Source organism: Flavobacterium sp. K77, assembly GCF_021608205.1.
Classification (GTDB): Bacteria; Bacteroidota; Bacteroidia; order Flavobacteriales; family Flavobacteriaceae; genus Flavobacterium; species Flavobacterium turcicum.
On the sequence record NZ_JAKIHO010000001.1, the window covers coordinates 1147262 to 1165841 of the forward strand.

Consider the following 18580-nt stretch of genomic DNA (forward strand, 5'->3'; position numbering starts at 1 on the left):
TAGTGTTAATTTTTTGATCCCGTTTTGGATGTATTGTTGTTTTTGGATTTTTTTGATGCCGATTTTGGGCTATCGATATTGATGCGTACCTCTTTGTAATTAGCATCGTATCGCCAAGAAAAACCAAGTCCTCCGTAAAAAATAGAGGGTGTGTTTTTTAAACTCGTACTAATTGATGCGTCAATTTGCATGTCCTTATTTAGTAAGTAAGCGGCTCCACCTCGAACAATGGCATCACTGTAAAAGTCACTTTTATACCCTTGATTTTCTACAAATCCCGACCATTTTTGTGTAATGCCTCTGGTTAAAGTAAGTACGTAGCCATAACTTGGAAATTCTGTGCCAATATAATCAGCAATAATGTTAGTGACAAAAACCCATTTGCCATCCCCCAAATGGTTTTGAGTAATCAGCATGATTTTTGGTGAAATACTCGATTGTAAATCAAAAGCATAAGGATTGTCTGCCATAGTGATATTTGCGCCAGCAAAAAAGGAAACTGCAGGTACTAATTGTCTCCAATTAAAAGCTCTATTGGCCTTCCAGCTGTAGACATTTACCTTTTTTTCATAGTTTTTGAACGGGTCGTAAATCAAGTATTTAGCACCAAGTACGGTTTGTTTTAAATTAGATATTTTTGTTGAGCTAAATAAACTATTGATTGTTTCGTTTTGATACTGCAAATCGGCAATAAGTTCTAATTTTTCTGAAAAAACTCCCCAACGCAACACAGCGTCTACGCCAAAGCCATTTGATTCATAATTTAAAATAGAATGCTTTTGACGAATGCCGTATACTCCCGTTTCTACTTGAATAACAGATTTACCGACTGAAAAAGCAGACATAGTTTCTCCAGGACGATTTGAGTTGATTTCATCAGTATGTTGTGCGTAATTGATGCTGCAAAAGGCCATCATTGTGCAAGATAGAAAGAGTTTTAAATGCTTCATTGTTTTTTGAGTTTAAAATTAACAAGGCTCTTCAAATGTACTATTTTTTATTATTTATTTAAGATTGATAACTTACTTTTGAACTTTGGATTTAGTAATTTTGAAAAAAAATATACCAATATGCAAACAGCTTCATTTTCTGGATTTATCAGAGCGATTTTTTACATGATTGCTTTTTATTATATTTTTCGTTTTTTAGCTAAATTATTTTTACCTCTTGTTGTGAAAAAAGTAGTTGAAAAAGCAGGTCAAAATATGCAGCAACAGCAATACCAGCAACAAAATAATTGGAATAAGTCACGCGCTAATGAGGATGTTGTATACAATACCGAAAATGTGAAAAAACCTCGTGAGACCAAAAAAGTAGGAGAGTATGTGGATTACGAAGAAATAGACTAAATTTGCGCTTTTTAGCATTAGATTTATTTAATTCAAATTCTTTTTACATTGAAAAAAGTACAAAAGTTCTATCCGCACGCTCTTGCTTTACTGGGATTCGTTTTGGTCTCTGTTCTTTATTTTTACCCTGTTTTACAAGGTAAACAGATATTTCAGTCGGATATTGTTCAATATACCGGAATGGCAAAGGAGCAAAACGACTTCAGAGCGGCTGAAAATATAGAACCGTATTGGACTAATTCTGCTTTTGGTGGTATGCCAACTTACCAATTAGGAGCACAATATCCGCATGATTACGTGGGAGTTTTAGATGATATTTTGCGTTTTTTACCGCGTCCTGCCGATTATTTATTTTTATATTTCCTAGGTTTTTACGGATTGATGTTAGTGCTGAAGGTAGATCCGCTTAAAGCATTCTTTGGTGCTTTAGCTTTTGGTTTGTCTACATATTTAATCGTAATTCTGGGTGTTGGACATAATGCCAAAGCGCACGCCATTGCCTATATGCCGCTAGTTGTAGCTGGTTTTATACTAGTTTTTCAAAAAAGGTACATCTTGGGTGGATTATTAACATTGATTGCTACGGCTTTAGAAATCAATGCGAACCATTTCCAAATGACGTATTATTTGTTGTTTTTGTTATTATTCGTAGTTGCTTTTTATTCCTATCAATTTATCAAGTCAATAGATTACAAAGGTTTAGGTATCGCTTTTGGAGTGCTTTTGATTGCTGGAATATTGTCTCTTGGGGCCAACGCTACAAGTCTTTTAGCAACTAAAGAATATACCGATTATAGTATTCGTGGTAAAAGCGAGTTGACTTATAATCCGGATGGCAGTAAAAATGAAACTACTTCGGCTATGTCGAAAGAGTATATAACCGAGTACAGTTACGGCATAACAGAAAGTTTTAACTTAATTGCTCCAAGGCTTTTTGGTGGATCAAATAGTGAAGCAGTAGGCACAGATAGCAATGTTTACGAGTATTTAATTGGTCAAGGAGCTCGAGAAGATCAAGTACGAGAGTTTGTAGATGCCATGCCAACTTATTGGGGCGACCAACCAATTGTGGCTGCTCCAGCTTATATTGGCGCAATTGTATTTTTTCTTGCCATTTTAGCTTTGTTTCTTGATAAACGAAAAATTAAATACGTTTTTGCATGTGGTGCTGCCGTAGCATTAATTCTTTCTTGGGGTAAGAACTTTAGCCTAATCACTGACTTTTTTATCTCCTACGTTCCTTTGTACGATAAATTCAGAGCCGTTTCATCGATTCAAGTGGTTTTAGAATTATGTTTCCCTGTTTTGGCAATTATGGGGTTGCAAGCCTTCTTTTTAGCAGATAAAAAAGCGCAATGGAAAGCACTTTATGAGACAACAATTTTAAGTGCAGGTATTCTCATTATTTTATTTTTGAGCAAAGGAATGTTTAATTTCTCAGGTCCATCGGATGCACTTTTTGTTAAAAATTTCGGTCCTGAATTTATAACTGCATTAAAGCAGGATCGTATGAATTTGTATACTGCAGATTTGCTTCGATCTGGATTCTTTATTTTGGTTGCTGCAGGTGTATTATGGTTGTTTATTAAAAACTTTTTTGTGCAACGTACTGCAATTATTCTAGTTGGACTTTTTATGATTTTCGACTTGTTTTTTGTAGATAAAAAATACGTTTCAGCTAAGGATTTTGTTAGTAAATACGAAGTAGAAGTTCCATTTCAAGAAACAGCAGTTGATAGCCAGATTTTAAAGGATACTGCCAATTTCCGAGTATTTGAAGTAGCAAATGTTATGGGTTCGCGTACTTCTTATTTCCACAAATCAATTGGAGGTTATAGTGCGGTACGACCAAGACGTATGCAGCAATTATTGGATTATCAAATAGCCAAAAATAATATTGAAGTACTCAATATGCTTAATGTGGTTTACGTGATTCAAAAGGATGAAAAAGACAATGATTTTGTTGTTGCAAATCCAGATGCAAATGGAAATTCTTGGTTTGTGAGCCAAGTTAAAAAAGTAAATTCTCCTGATGAGGAAATGAAAGCGTTGACAAATTTAAACTCTAAAGAAGTAGCTATTGTAAACCAGAAGGAGTTTCAAGTTCCTACAGTGGCTTTCGCAAAAGATAGTAGCGCTAGTATTACGTTAGAGAGTTATAAGCCGAATGCATTAAAGTATAAATCTGTGAATGCGAACGATGGCTTGGCTGTTTTCTCAGAGATGTATTATGCCGATGGTTGGAATGCCTACATTGATAATAAATTAGTTGATCATTTGCGAGTAGATTATACCTTACGTGGGCTAATGGTTCCAAAAGGAAATCACATTATCGAGTTTAAATTCGAACCTCAAGTGGTAAAAACCGGGAGTACTATAACGCTTATCAGTTCTATTGTTATCTTGCTTTTGATTGTGGCAGGAATTTATTTTGAACGTAAAAAGATTGCAACAGCAAACCAATAAATCGAAATTTTCGTTAGAATTTTCAATAACACTGTTGAACTAATCTTGTTTATTTTGTTGTTGCGTATAAAGTTTAAAAAAAAACACATTTTGTCTCAAAAAAAGGTACTTATTATCACGTATTATTGGCCGCCGGCAGGAGGACCAGGAGTGCAACGTTGGTTAAAATTTGTCAAATATTTACCTGAGTTCGGTGTACAACCAATTGTTTATATTCCTGAAAACCCAACTTATCCCATCATTGATGAGCAATTGGTAGAAGAAGTTTCTAATGAGGTTGTTATTATTCGAAATAAGATTTTTGAACCTTATCAATTGGCATCATTTTTATCTAAGAATAAAACGAAAAAGATGAATTCGGGAATTATTCCTAACCAAAAAAAGCAATCATTTCTAGACAAAGCTTTTTTATGGATACGAGGTAATTTGTTTATACCAGATGCACGCGTTTTTTGGGTAAAACCCTCTGTGAACTTTTTAGAACAGTACCTAAAAGAACATCAAATTGATACAATTGTAACATCCGGACCGCCACACAGTTTGCATCTTATTGGATTGGAATTACAGAAAAGATTGGCTGTGAAATGGATTGCTGATTTTAGAGATCCTTGGACAACTATTGGTTATCATAAGGCATTACGGTTGTCTAATTTTGCAGCATCGACTCACAAAAAATTAGAAAAACAAGTTCTAAATGCTGCTGATTCGATTTTGGTTACCAGCAAAACTACCAAAGCTGAGTTTGAAGCGATCACTTCAAAACCAATCACAGTAATTACCAATGGCTATGACAGCGAAGAGGTGTCAGCACAAGTTTTGGATAGTAAGTTTTCATTGGCGCATATTGGTTCATTTTTATCAGAACGTAACCCTTTGGCACTATGGGAAAGTTTGGTAGAATTATGTGAAGAATACGCCACATTCAAATCAGATTTGGAAATAAAGCTTATCGGAGCTGTAAGTCAGGAGGTTTTAGGAACTATAGAGCGAGTTGGCTTGAATTCCTACTTGAACAACTTAGGTTATGTGTCGCATAAAGAAGCTATTGCTCACCAACGCAAATCGCAAGTACTACTGCTTATCGAAATAGATTCAGTTGACACCAAAAGTATTATTCCTGGTAAATTATTTGAATATATGGTTTCCAACAGGCCAATAATCGCAATTGGTCCGAAAGATTCTGATTTTGCCGAAATTATTACGCAGACTAATACGGGAGTGTTTTTTGAATATTCAGATAAAGTGAAGTTGAAAAGTGTAATTTTGGACTATTATAACCAATTTTTGCAAGGGAAATTACAATCGCATCCCGTTGGTTTACAGCAATATTCACGTAAGAATTTAACTCAAGAACTAGCAATTTTATTAAAAAAGGTTTAAAAATAAAAGTAAGGCAAGAAACACTTTACACAAAATCACAATGGGAATAGTTCTTAATCAATCTTTAAAAAATACAATAATTACCTATGTAGGTTTTGGTATCGGTGCAATTAATACACTTTATTTATATCCATTTTTTTTAGGAACTGTATTTTATGCTCTAACTAATTACATACTTTCTTGGGCAAATATTATTATGCCTTTGTTAGCCTTTGGGATGCAAAACACTTTAGTAAAGTTTTATACGCAATATGAAACAGAGGAGGAACGCTCTCGTTTTTTATCTTTTACTGTTTTAATTCCTCTATTGTTGTGTGTTCCGTTAGGATTGATAGGATTGTTCTTTTTTGAACCCATTTCGCTATACTTGAGTAAAGAAAACCCTGTTGTTAAAGACTATTTGTGGCTTATTCCATTTATCGGCCTCAGTATGGCTTACTTCGAGATTTTTTATGCTTGGGCTAGAGTACACATGCATTCAGTTTTTGGCAATTTTGTTAAAGAGGTTGGCCTAAGATTATTTTCTTTATTTGCTTTGATTGGAGTTTATTACGGATGGATTTCTGTTGTTGAATTTATTTATGTCACTGCTATTATTTATTTTCTGGCTTTTATTATTACCATGCTTTATGCTTTCCGTATAAAAAAACCTGTGTTCCAGTACTCTATTCCGCAAAATGTGAAAGATGTTTTAGTGTATACTTTTTTCATTATTTTGTCAGGTAGTGTAGCAGTTATGTTACTGGATATTGATAAGATTATGCTGAATCAGTATATTAAAATTGAGAATATAGCCTATTATTCAGTTGCTACTTACATTGCTTCAGTGATTGCTGTTCCTAGTCGTGCAATGCATCAGATCACCTATCCAATAACTGCTAAATTGATGCATGAGAACAAGCATGATGAATTAAATGATTTGTATAAAAAGACTTCTATTAATCTGCAAGTGGTTGGTGGTTTTGTAATGCTGTGTATTTTTGTTAACATCAATCAGCTTTATGTTATGGTTCCAAAAGAATATGGCGGTGGAATTCTTGTGGTATTTTTGATTGGTATATCTAAATATTTTGATTTGATTTTGGGAAATAATAATGCGATTATTTTCAATTCAAAATACTATCGCATGGTCTTGTTTTTAGGATTATTGCTTGTTTTTTTGACAGTTGGGTTAAATATGTTTTTTATACCAAGATTTGCAATTACAGGAACTGCAGTCGCTACGCTTTTATCTATAACTTTATATAGTTTGGCTAAATTACTTTTTGTTGTTAAACGAATGCATTTGTATCCATTTACAAAACAAACTGTGTATTCCTTAGGAATTACGCTCTTACTATTTTTGTTGTTTTATTTTTGGGACTTTTCATTTGTGCCAATTTTAAATATCATGTTAAAATCGATATTAATTACAGTTGTTTACATAGGTGTTAACTATAAACTAGTTATTTCTCCCGAGATTAACAATGCTATTGATATGGTTCTAGTTAAGTTGAAAATTCGTTCTTAGTACAGGTAACTAATTACGTTTTTCGTTCTAAAGTCGGTTTTGTAATAAAGCACTTCTTTTTATGGTGTAAATATCACCTAAAGTTGGTATTGCCAGTCCTGCATTTTGGAGGTAAATTTGCGGAGTTAATTTTTAGCAAATCAAAAAAAATTACAACCAAGTATGGAATCAGAAATTATACTTCAAGACGTTTCAGAAGTTCAAAAAAAGAATTTCTATTTTACCTTAAAAAATAAGATTGCAGATGGTTTTGTTATTTTAGAACAAAATGACAAATTGCCTTACATTGTTCTACGCAGAGAAAAACAACAAATTGATCACTTATTTAATTTTGTATTATGTTGTATTACATTGGGGTTATGGTCATTTGTTTGGCTGTATCATGCAAGAGTAAGCGCGAAGCCGCGGGAGATTATTATTGCGATTGATGAGGACGGTAATATTTTTGAAGAAAATTGCTACATGGCGTAAAAAATACTATTTTTGGGTCCATAAACAACCCCAAACCTATGAAAAAAAGTATCCTTTTAGTAGCATTGCTACTTTTGGCCATTGCGCCAGTTGTTGCACAAACAAAAAATGACTCAATTGTAATACCGAAAAACAATTTTAAAATTAGTTTGACAAGTTTGGCATTCAAAAACATTCAACTTCAATACGAAAGAAGTGTTTCAAAACGAATCGGAATTGTATTAGGTTACAGTTTTATTCCCTCAGGTGCCTTACCATTCCAAAAAACAATTAATGAATTCGCATCTGATAATCAAGATACACAAGGGATTTTTGAAAATGCTACTTTAGGCTATACAGCGATAACTCCTGAGGTTCGATTTTATCTTGGAAAAGGATACGGAAAAGGATTTTACATTGCTCCTTTTTACAGAAATGTGAAGTATGATATTTCAAATATAAATTTTACGTTTGATACAAGTCAAGTTGGAGCTACACAAGAAAATCTGGCTGTTGGAGGTAAATTAACTGCCAATTCATTCGGGTTACAATTGGGAGCACAATTTAACTTAGGCAAGCATTTTATTTTAGATTGGTGGATTGTGGGACCTCATTATGGAACTTCTGATGGAAATTTTCAAGGTGTTACAAATCGTGATTTGAATGCTTTTGAGCAAAATGAATTGCGCAACCAATTAGACGATATTGAGTTGCCTTTATCTGATGTGACTTCAACAGTTACCGCTCGTGGTGCAACCATTAAAGTTAGTGGTCCTTGGGGCGGAATACGTAGCGGTTTGAGTTTCGGTTACCGATTTTAAGCAAAGAAAGTATATGAATAAAAATAAGCCGATTCTGGATAAGAATCGGCTTTTTGCTTTTATAAAACTGCTTTCAAATAACTTGCAGTAATTGATTTTTTGTTTTTTACAATTTGTTCCGGCGTACCAACGGCGAGCAATTGGCCGCCATTTTCGCCTCCTTCTGGACCCAAATCAATAATCCAATCGGCGCACTTAATTAAATCCAAATTGTGCTCAATTACAATTATAGAATGTCCTTTGTCAATTAATGCGTCAAATGAGGCTAGGAGCTTTTTAATATCATGAAAATGCAATCCTGTAGTTGGTTCATCAAACACAAACAAAGCTTTATCTTTTGTGGCTCCTTTGACTAAAAATGAAGCTAATTTGATTCGCTGTGCCTCACCACCAGAAAGGGTAGAAGAGGACTGTCCTAATTGTACGTAACCCAAACCTACATCCTGTAATGGCTGTAGTTTTTGAGTGATTTTAGTTTGTTTGTGAGCGGCAAAAAAGGCAAGAGCATCATCTATGGTTAAACTCAATATTTCATGGATGTTTTTGCCTTCAAAAGTTACTTCTAGCACTTCCTTTTTAAAGCGTTTCCCTTGGCAAGTTTCGCAAGGTAATTGTACGTCTGCCATGAAAACCATTTCTACATTAATACTGCCTTCTCCCTTGCAAGTCTCGCAGCGTCCGCCATCCACATTGAACGAGAAATGTTTGGCTTGGTATGCTCTCAGTTTAGAGAGTTTTTCTCGAGCGTACAAATCTCTAATATCATCATATGCTTTGATATAAGTAACAGGATTTGACCGTGAACTGCGACCAATTGGGTTTTGGTCTACATATTCAATGTGTTTTATTTGCGAAAAAGAACCTGTCATTTCGCTAAATTGTCCTGCTTTGTCTCCTACATTTTCCAGCTTTTTTTGCATGGCAGGAAACAAAATCTTTTTTATCAAGGTACTTTTTCCACTTCCTGAAACTCCAGTAATAACAGTTAGAACATCTAATGGAAAAGTAACATCTATATTTTGTAAATTATTTTCTCGAGCTCCTTTTATTTCGATATGATTTTTAAACAACCTTCTTTTTTTAGGCACTTCAATGGCTAAATCTCCGTTCAGGTATTTGGCTGTAAGCGAATCGGCTTTCAGAATTTCTGGATAAGTACCTTGCGCCACCAAATTTCCACCTAATGTTCCTGCTTGGGGACCAATATCAATAATCATATCAGAAGCTTTCATGATGTCCTCGTCGTGCTCTACTACAATTACGGTGTTACCTAAATCACGCAATGAAAGCAATACCTGAATCAATCGTTCGGTATCTTTTGGGTGTAAACCAATACTAGGTTCGTCCAAGATATACATGGATCCTACCAAGCTACTACCTAGAGAAGTTGCTAAGTTGATTCGCTGCGACTCACCGCCTGATAACGTGGCCGAGTTTCGGTTTAAAGTCAAATAATCGAGACCTACTTGTGTTAAAAATGACAATCGATTATTGATTTCAACTAGCAATCGTTTAGCAATTTGTTGCTCATAAGTATCTAGTTGAATGTCTTTAAAAAAGGTAACTAAATGCTTAATTGGAAGGTCAACTAAGTCAGAAACAGTTTTGCCGTTAATTTTAACGTAAGAAGCCTCCACACGAAGGCGTTTGCCTTTACATGCCGTACATTTTGTTTTACCTCTGTAACGCGAAAGCATTACTCGGTTTTGTATTTTATAATTTTTCTCTTCTAATTCTTTAAAATAGGCATTCAAACCAACAAAATAAGAATTTCCAGTCCACAACAACTCTTTTTGCTCGTCGCTCAATTGGTAATAAGGTTTGTGAATAGGGAAATCAAATTTATAGGCTTTATTAACCAATTCATCTCTGTACCATCCCATACTTTCACCTCGCCACGGATAAATAGCGTTTTCAAAAACGGATAAGGTAGTGTTAGGCACAACTAATTCAGCATCTACACCAATAATGTTTCCGTAGCCTTCGCACACCGGACAAGCTCCATATGGATTATTGAAGCTGAATAGATGTACATTGGGCTCTAAAAAAGCAATGCCATCTAACTCAAAATTGTTTGAGAAAGAGTACTTTTTATCGCCGGTTAAGTCTTGCAAATAACAAATTCCTTTCCCTTCAAAAAAGGCAGTCTGAACTGCATCAGCCAATCGGTTTAAGAATTCTTCTTCGTCTTTGACTACAATTCGGTCAACAATTAAAAAGATCGTTTTTTTATCTAAATTATCTGGTAATTCATCAAGTCGAACCATTTCGTTGTCCACCAAAATCCTTGCGAAACCTTGCTGCAGAAGTACATTTAACTTGTCTTTGAGAAGTCTGCCTTCTTCGAGATGAATCGGGGCAAGGAGTAGCCATTTACTGTCTAATGGAAGCGATTTTACTTCGTTTACAACATCAGTAACAGTGTTTTTTTTAACCTCTTGACCAGAAATTGGTGAAAATGTACGACCAATACGAGCGTACAACAATTTCATATAATCATAAATCTCGGTTGATGTACCAACTGTTGATCTCGCGTTTGTAGTATTCACTTTTTGCTCAATCGCAATTGCAGGAGCTATACCTTTGATATATTCTACTTTTGGTTTGTCTAAACGACCGAGAAATTGACGTGCATACGATGATAAACTTTCTACATATCTGCGCTGTCCTTCTGCATAAAGCGTATCAAATGCCAAACTAGATTTTCCTGAGCCTGAAAGTCCCGTTATTACAACTAATTTATTACGCGGTATGGCCACATCCACATTTTTTAAATTGTGAACTTGAGCTCCTTTGATAATAATATTTTTCTTTGGATCTAGCTGAGAAAGGTCAATTTGCATACAAATGATAATTTTTACAAAAGTAAGCATTTTTGAACAGAGATTTGAGCGTGAACAACTCACAAATAATATTTAAAACAGGTATTCTGACAGGTTTAATACGTCATCCCAATTTTATGAGGCTGATATGTGTAATAAATACTATTTTTAGATTTACTTTTGAAAAAATAAACTTTTGAACCTTGAAAACACCTATTTACTTCCTAATTCTATTTTGTTATTCTGTTGCATTTTCGCAGGAATTGCCACCTATTGTAAAGTATAACTCGGCAACTTATGGTGCGGGAAATCAAAACTGGATGATTGCGCAAGATGAAAATCATTTTGTTTTTTTTGCAAACAATGAGGGTTTACTTGAATATAATGGCGCTAGTTGGGAGTTGTATCCTTCGCCAAACGAAACAATTTTACGTTCGGTTAAAGTGATAGGCAATAAAGTTTACACTGGTTGTTACATGGAATTTGGCTTTTGGTCAAGGCAAGCGAACGGAAAATTGAAGTACAATTCGTTAAGTAAAAAGATAAAATCAAAAATTTTAGATGACGAACAGTTTTGGAACATCTTGCAATACGAGCATTGGGTTGTTTTTCAATCGTTAAACAGGATTTATATTTACGACTCAAAATTAAATAGTTTTAAGATTATTAGTCCTAAAAATACGATTTCGAAGTCATTTTGGACCAAGAACGGCATCTTTTTTCAAACAGTTAATCAAGGTTTGTTTGAAATAGAGAATGGCAAAGCTCGTTTGGTTTCGAACAGTCCGATTTTACAGAATAATAAAATTGTAAATCTTTTTTCAGATGCGGATGGTTTGCTGATTCAAACGCAGCTAAATGGTTTTTACAAGCTGGTTGGAAATACCGTAACTAAGTTTAGCACCGAAGTAGATGCTGAATTGGCGGCCAGTAGCGTGTATAGTAGTCAACGGCTTTCTGATGGAAGTTTTGCACTAGGAACAGTGTCTAACGGAATTTACATTATTAGTTCTACTGGTCGATTTCAATATCATATCACTCAAAACAAAGGATTAAGTAACAATACTGCACTTTCATTATTTGAGGATGATGATAAAAATTTATGGGTTGGCCTCGATAACGGTATCAATTGTATCAACTTGCAATCTCCTGTTCAAAATTATGTAGACGATACGGGTACTTTAGGAACAGTTTACGCTTCAAAATTGTACAAAGGAATCCTGTACATTGGTACCAACCAAGGTTTGTTTTACAAGAAATATGGTGGTAATGATTCTTTTAAGTTCATTCCAGGGACTAAGGGGCAAGTATGGTCGTTATTCACTTTTGATAATACTTTATTTTGTGGCCATGACTCAGGTACTTTTGTTGTTGATAAAGGAGTAGCTCAATCTATTTTTTCGGCCTCAGGAACATGGAAATTTGAGTCTGTTCCTAACCAAAAGGGCCTCTTGCTTCAAGGAAATTATTACGGAATTTCAGTGCTACAAAAAACTGCTTCTGGTTGGCGTTTTAAAAACAAAATCGCGGGCTTTAATAATTCTTCAAAATATTTTGAAGCTACAGCGAAAAATCAAATTTTTATAAGCCACGAATATAAAGGAGTCTATCGCTTAAACGTGGACGCTAACTGGAGCAAAATTACATCTTTATACACGTATCAATCTCCGAGCAAAGGCAAACATGCCAGTTTAACGCAATTTAATAATGCTATTTATTACGCTAACAAGCAAGGGATATATAAATTGAATGTAGCAACCAATCAATTTGCTAAAGACAGTTTGTTAAGTAATGTATTTGCCAAAGACGAATACACCTCAGGTAAGTTAATTGTAGACGAGTCGAACAAAATCTGGCTTTTTTCTAAAAATTACATCCACTATTTTTCAATTGGCAAATTAAGTAGTCAACTAAAACAAAATGTAATTCCAATACCTGCATTTTTAACCAATTCGATGTTAGGATATGAAAACATAACTCAAATTTCTAATGCAAATTATTTAATAGGAACAACAGACGGTTACTACATTTTAAATCTGAATGATTTGACTTTTAAAAACTACAAAGTTGCTATTACATCAGTTACAATCAACAAACAGAACGAGGCTAATAAAAATCAAGAAATTCAGGGCAAAGGTCTTTTTAAATATGATGAAAACAACATTACGATAAATTACACCGTTCCGGAGTACAATAAGTACATCAATACAGAATTTCAATATCTTCTGACAGGTTTTCAAGAAGAGTGGAGCGAATGGAATTCTAAAACGTCTATTAATTTTAAAAATTTACCACCAGGTGATTATGTTTTAAAAGTACGTGCCAAATATGCTAATGGAACGCTTGATGAGGGTGTAAGTTATAGTTTTACGGTAAAAAAACCTTGGTATTTAACTAACCTTGCTTTGCTGATTTATTTCGTTCTCTTTGTCATTTCAGCTAGATTCATCCACAAAGCATACAAAAAATATTACCAAGAGAAAGAGCTTAAGTTAATTGAAGAAAATAATCTTTTGTTGGAGATTAAAGAGTTAGAAAATGAACAAGAACTCATGCGCGTGCGCAACGAACAGCTTTCTCGCGATGTAGATACCAAAAACAGGGAACTAGCGGTGTCAACCATGAGTTTAAACAGTAAAAACGAATTGCTCGCTTTTATAAAAGAAGATTTAAAGAAAACTTCCGAAGAGGGAAGTAAAAGCATTAAATCTGTTATTTCTACAATCAATAAAAACATTTCTGAAGGCGATAGTTGGAGCGTTTTTAAAGAAGCTTTTGATAATGCTGATAAAGATTTCTTGAAGAAAGTAAAAGACGCACATCCAAATTTAACTCCAAACGATTTACGCTTGTGCGCTTACTTACGATTGAATCTTTCGTCTAAGGAAGTTGCTCCATTGTTAAACATCTCTGTTCGAAGTGTCGAAATTAAAAGATATCGTTTGCGTAAAAAGATGGGATTATCACATGAACAAGGACTTGTTGAGTATATTTTAGCTGTATAGGTAAGTCGAATTTAATGGATATTACCTATACATCACCACAACATTAACGTTATTGTTGGATGGTTTAACATTTTTGTGGGGGATATTTTTCTGTAAAAAGGCTCGCTTTTCAATGTATGTTTGGAGATTCTAAATTAATTAGATGTTTTTTTGCATTGTATGTTTTTTGTTGAGGTTCTTTTTGATTTATTATTAGTTGTTACTGCTAATTTTATCATTCACAAAAAACACAAATTATGAAGTCAAACTATCTACTCATTCTTTTTCTATTTCTGACCTCCTTTGGTTTTGCCCAAGGAAATGATGTAGGAGGAGTTGTTAAAGAAGCAGGTTCTGGTTTACCTATTCCAGGAGTAAACATTCAAGTTAAAAATGCAACCTCAGGAACATCCACAGACATGGATGGGCGTTTCTCTATTAAAAACGTGCCAGCAGGAGCAACTTTAGTGTTTTCATACGTTGGATACAAAAACCTTGAATTTAAAGTTACCTCTACAAATAATGCATTAAATATTGTGATGCAAGAGGATTCAAAAGTACTTGACGAGGTAGTCGTGATTGGTTACGGAAGTCAAAAAAAGCGTGAAGTAACTGGTGCTGTTTCAGTAGTGGACAGTAAAACTCTTGAAACATTAAAGCCCGTTCGTGTTGAGCAAGCCCTTCAAGGTACCGTTTCGGGAGTGAATGTAACTACTACATCAGGTGCTCCAGGAGCTTCATTAGATATCAGAATTAGAGGTATTGCTACCAATGGTGAGAACAGACCTACCACAATCATTGACGGTTATGTAGGAGAGTTGGGCTTATTAAATCCTAATGACATTGAATCGATCACTGTCTTGAAGGATGCTCAAGCAGCCATTTATGGAACAATTGGTGCGAATGGTATTATCCTAATTACAACAAAGTCAGGTAAAAAGAATTCTAAAGGCAAATTAAGCTATAATACTTACACTGGTTTTCAAGAAACATCAAGATCACTACCTACATTAAATGCAACTGAATATGCTTTACTTTTAAATGAAAGTTATGCTAATGGTGGTGCTGCCATTCCTTTTCCTAATGTATCAGGTTTAGGTAAAGGTACTGATTGGCAAAAAGAAATTTTTAGCACCAATGTCCCAGTTATAAGTCATGATTTGTCTTTTTCAGGTGGTTCTGATAAAATTACTTATTCTGTGAGTGGTTCACACATTGATCAAGAGGGAATTATCGGTCGAGCAAAATCAGGTTTTTTAAGAAATACTGCCAGAATTGGACTAAGTGCAGATGTTACTGATAAACTGAAATTGAAGACCAATGTAATTTACACTTACTTTAATAGAAAATCTTTAAATGAAAACGGACTAGGTTCAGTTTTATTCAATGCCTTGAATTTACCAGCAACACTTGCGCCTTATGATGCAAATGGCAATTTTACCAAAGTGCCAAGCCCAGCAGGTTTGGGTTTTGAAATTATCAGCCCTCTAGAGCAAATGGCTAATACTTACAATGACTACAATTTCAAAAAAATTAACGGAAATTTTGGTTTAGAGTACAAAGCATTTAAAAATTTTGTGATTTCTAGTACCATTGGTTTCAATACAGCGAACAGTGAAGCAAAATCTTTTGCAAAGCAAGTATCCTATGGTGGTAAAGTTTTTGATGTATTGCGTAGTTCAGTATCTCAAAATGCGATTAATGATAACGATTATTCTTTCGATTTATACGGAACTTACTCAAACAAATTTGGTGAAAATCATAATGTAACTGCAACAGTAGGTAACACCATTTACAAGTCGTTTGGTAATGGTTTGTTTGCAACAGGATATGATGTGCCCTATAATTCATGGGAATTTGCTGATATTACTCTAACAAGAGGTGTTCCGCCGGAAGGTACGATTCCAGTTGGGTCTTATGTTTACGATGAGCGCAGACTGTCTTACTTTGCAAGAGGACAATATGATTATAAAGGAAAGTATTTATTCTCCGCTATGATTCGAAGAGATGCTTCAACAAAATTTGGTCCGGGTAACAGAGTGGGCTATTTCCCTTCATTAACTGCGGGTTGGGTAATTTCTGATGAAGGTTTTTTTGGAAAAGACAAACTTGTTAATTTTATGAAATTAAGAGGAAGTTATGGAACATTGGGTAATGACCAAATTCAAAATAATGGATACATTTCTCAATTAACTGGTGAGGCAACTTATGTTTTTGATGGAACTTTAATTAACGGTTTGGCTACGGGACAAATTCCTAATCCAAATTTGAAATGGGAAGAAGCTAGGAAATTTGACGTTGGTTTAGATTTGAGATTACTAAATGACAAAGTTTCAATTGTGGCTGATTATTTTATTGACACAAGAGCTGATTTATTGATCACTAATATACCAGTTTCTGGTATTAATGGAACCGCAGCGCCAGGAGCGTCTTCACCAACAATAAATGGAGGTACAGTGAGAAACTCAGGCTTGGAGTTTGCTGTTGATTATAAAAATAAATTCTCGGATAGTTTTTCAGTTAATTTAGGGTACAATGTTACTTTTATTAAAAATGAAGTTCTTAGCACAAATGGAGTACCATTTATACCAGGTGGATCTTTCGGGGTAGGTCAACAAGCACCTTCAAGAATGCAAGTAGGTTTGCCAATCGGATATTTTTACGGTTATAAAACGGACGGAATCTTCCAAAATCAAGCTGAGGTCGATGCACATCCATCTCAATTAGCACTTGGTGCTGAAGCTAGTCCTGGAGATTTACGATTTGTAGATGTTAATGGTGATGGTACTTTAGACGACAAAGACAGAACCAACATCGGTGATCCTATTCCAACAGCAACAATGGGTTTCAATATTCAAATGAATTACAAGCAATTTGATTTTGCCATGTATACATTTGCTTCCGTTGGTAATGATATTGCTCGTAACTACGAAAGAAACCTTACAGATGTCAATAGATTAAACTACGTTTTAGGCCGTTGGACAGGTGAAGGAAGTACAAACTCGATTCCAAGAGTAACTACTGGAGCTACTGGAAATTCAAATTTCTCAAGCTATTTTGTAGAAGACGGATCTTATGCACGAATTCAAAATATTCAGTTAGGCTATTCAGTAAAACCGAGTTTTGTAGAAAAAGCGGGTATTTCGAAAGTACGTTTATACGCAGCGGTAAACAACCTTTATACATTTACAAAGTACCGTGGTTATGATCCAGGTGCTTCAAATGGAGCTCCAATTGGTGGAGGTATTGACAATGGTTTTTACCCTATTCCAAGAACCTATTTGTTAGGTTTAAATCTTAATTTTTAATTCTACACCCAATGAAAAAGTATATTTATATTAGTTTACTTTCGGTTGCTGTTAGCTCTACTTTAATCGTTTCATGTAGCGATGAGTTTATAGACAGACCGGTTCAGTATTCAATCGATTCAGAGAATTATTTCAATTCAAAATCGGATTATGACAATGCATTAATTGCAACCTATGATATTTTACAGTCAACTTACCTGAATGTTTTATTAGGAGAAATTGCTTCGGATAATACCTTAGCAGGTGGAGAAAGTCAATTAGATACTCCTGGTTTTCAGCAGATTGATGATATGATTCATACACCAGTAAATAGTAACTTGAAAAATCTTTGGGATTATATGTTTGCAGGAGTACAACGTGCCAACTATATCCTAGAGTTCAAAGACAAAACTGATTTTACAGGAAAAAATCAAGTGATTGCTGAAGCTCGTTTTCTAAGAGCCTATTTTCACTTTGAATTAGTAAAATGGTTTGGAGGTATTCCTATGAAAGGGGACGCCCGCTTTAGTCCAGGTGATGAAAAATCAATTAAAAGATCGACTCCAGCAGAAGTGTATGCATCTATTGAGGCAGATTTGATTTTTGCATCTGAAAACTTACCAGTTACAGCTACCCAAAAAGGACGTGTAACTCGTGGTGCGGCATTAGCACTTTTGGGTAAAGCATATTTGTATCAAAGTAAATTTGCACCTGCTGCTACCGCTCTAGAGCGCGTAATAAATTCTTCAGCATACTCATTAGTTGCTAATTACAATTCTATTTTTGAAGAAGCTGGTGAAAATGGTGTAGAATCAGTTTTCGAAGTTCAATACACCGATACCGAAGGTGCTGGTTTTGGCTGTTTGCAATGTAGTGAAGGAAACGTAGCTGTTGGTTTTAGCGGACCACGTAACTATACAGGTGATTTATTTAGCTCTGGATTTAGTTTTAATGTTCCTACACAAAAAATTGTAAACGCTTTTGAAGCGGGTGATAACAGAAAAGCAGTTGCTATTTTAGATATTGAAGCTTGGGCAGCAAGTACAGGTGCTACTTTTGGTAAAGGATACGAGCACACTGGATTTTTTAACAGAAAATACATTCCAAGAAAAAGACGTACTAATGCCCAAGGAGATTTGAACTTAACCAATCCAAACAATTACAGAGCCATTCGCTATGCTGATGTATTATTGATGGCTGCTGAGGCTTTAAATCGTGGAAACATAGATGATGCCAAAGCAAGAGGCTATTTAAATTTAGTGCGTCGTCGTGCGTTTGGAGATTTAAATCATGATATTTCTTCTTCGGGAGCGGCTTTAACAGATTTTATTTGGGCAGAAAGAAGAGTGGAACTAGCAGGAGAGGGTCATCGTTTCTTTGACTTAGTTCGTACCGGAAAAGCGGCTCAAGAAATTACAGGATTTACAGCAAATAAGCACGAATTGTTTCCAATTCCAATCGAAGAAATTCAGTTTGCTAACGGAAATTGGGCACAAAATCCAGGATACTAA

The 18580-nt window shown here is 34.8% G+C and carries 11 protein-coding genes; 9 read left to right on the plus strand and 2 right to left on the minus strand.

Features of this window, described 5'->3' with window-relative positions; genetic code table 11:
- Positions 1-5: 5 nt before the first annotated feature.
- Positions 6-950: a transporter gene (locus L1S34_RS05090; RefSeq protein ID WP_236363081.1), complete on the minus strand. Its 945-nt coding sequence runs from the start codon at positions 948-950 to the stop codon at positions 6-8.
- Positions 951-1070: 120 nt separating this feature from the next.
- Between L1S34_RS05090 and L1S34_RS05095 the strand changes: the two genes are divergently transcribed.
- From L1S34_RS05095 to L1S34_RS05120, 6 genes are all read left to right on the plus strand, one after another.
- A complete protein-coding gene (locus L1S34_RS05095) occupies positions 1071-1349 on the plus strand; it encodes a DUF4834 family protein (protein WP_166137311.1) in 279 nt (92 codons plus the stop codon).
- Between the two features lie 48 nt (positions 1350-1397).
- A complete protein-coding gene (locus L1S34_RS05100) occupies positions 1398-3815 on the plus strand; it encodes a YfhO family protein (RefSeq protein WP_236363082.1) in 2418 nt (805 codons plus the stop codon).
- Between the two features lie 90 nt (positions 3816-3905).
- Positions 3906-5195, plus strand: a complete 1290-nt coding sequence (locus L1S34_RS05105; RefSeq protein ID WP_236363083.1) for a glycosyltransferase family 4 protein — start codon at positions 3906-3908, stop codon at positions 5193-5195.
- 40 nt (positions 5196-5235) lie between these two features.
- The gene (locus tag L1S34_RS05110; protein WP_236363084.1) at positions 5236-6705 is read left to right on the plus strand and encodes a lipopolysaccharide biosynthesis protein; all 1470 of its coding nucleotides are present in this window, start codon (positions 5236-5238) and stop codon (positions 6703-6705) included.
- A 162-nt stretch (positions 6706-6867) separates the two neighbouring features.
- Positions 6868-7176 (plus strand): hypothetical protein, encoded by a 309-nt coding sequence (locus tag L1S34_RS05115; protein WP_205729861.1) that lies wholly within the window; start codon positions 6868-6870, stop codon positions 7174-7176.
- Between the two features lie 38 nt (positions 7177-7214).
- Entirely contained in the window at positions 7215-7976 is a 762-nt protein-coding gene (locus L1S34_RS05120) for a hypothetical protein (protein WP_236363085.1), read from the plus strand.
- 59 nt (positions 7977-8035) lie between these two features.
- Here L1S34_RS05120 and uvrA read toward each other — a convergent pair whose 3' ends face one another.
- Entirely contained in the window at positions 8036-10819 is a 2784-nt protein-coding gene (gene uvrA / locus L1S34_RS05125) for an excinuclease ABC subunit UvrA (RefSeq protein ID WP_236363086.1), read from the minus strand.
- Positions 10820-11001: 182 nt separating this feature from the next.
- Between uvrA and L1S34_RS05130 the strand changes: the two genes are divergently transcribed.
- From L1S34_RS05130 to L1S34_RS05140, 3 genes are all read left to right on the plus strand, one after another.
- Entirely contained in the window at positions 11002-13803 is a 2802-nt protein-coding gene (locus L1S34_RS05130; RefSeq protein WP_305070425.1) for a helix-turn-helix and ligand-binding sensor domain-containing protein, read from the plus strand.
- A gap of 236 nt (positions 13804-14039) precedes the next feature.
- On the plus strand, positions 14040-17090 hold the full coding sequence (locus tag L1S34_RS05135; RefSeq protein WP_236363087.1) for a SusC/RagA family TonB-linked outer membrane protein: 3051 nt from the start codon (positions 14040-14042) through the stop codon (positions 17088-17090).
- A gap of 11 nt (positions 17091-17101) precedes the next feature.
- The gene (locus L1S34_RS05140) at positions 17102-18580 is read left to right on the plus strand and encodes a RagB/SusD family nutrient uptake outer membrane protein (protein WP_236363088.1); all 1479 of its coding nucleotides are present in this window, start codon (positions 17102-17104) and stop codon (positions 18578-18580) included.

Excerpts from the sequence above, each read along its gene's own strand:
- L1S34_RS05090 (WP_236363081.1), bottom strand. The coding sequence starts at position 950 with ATGAAGCATTTAAAACTCTTTCTATCTTGCACAATGATGGCCTTTTGC.
- L1S34_RS05095 (WP_166137311.1), top strand. The coding sequence starts at position 1,071 with ATGCAAACAGCTTCATTTTCTGGATTTATCAGAGCGATTTTTTACATG.
- L1S34_RS05110 (WP_236363084.1), top strand. The coding sequence starts at position 5,236 with ATGGGAATAGTTCTTAATCAATCTTTAAAAAATACAATAATTACCTAT.
- L1S34_RS05115 (WP_205729861.1), top strand. The coding sequence starts at position 6,868 with ATGGAATCAGAAATTATACTTCAAGACGTTTCAGAAGTTCAAAAAAAG.
- L1S34_RS05120 (WP_236363085.1), top strand. The coding sequence starts at position 7,215 with ATGAAAAAAAGTATCCTTTTAGTAGCATTGCTACTTTTGGCCATTGCG.
- uvrA (WP_236363086.1), bottom strand. The coding sequence starts at position 10,819 with ATGCAAATTGACCTTTCTCAGCTAGATCCAAAGAAAAATATTATTATC.
- L1S34_RS05135 (WP_236363087.1), top strand. The coding sequence starts at position 14,040 with ATGAAGTCAAACTATCTACTCATTCTTTTTCTATTTCTGACCTCCTTT.
- L1S34_RS05140 (WP_236363088.1), top strand. The coding sequence starts at position 17,102 with ATGAAAAAGTATATTTATATTAGTTTACTTTCGGTTGCTGTTAGCTCT.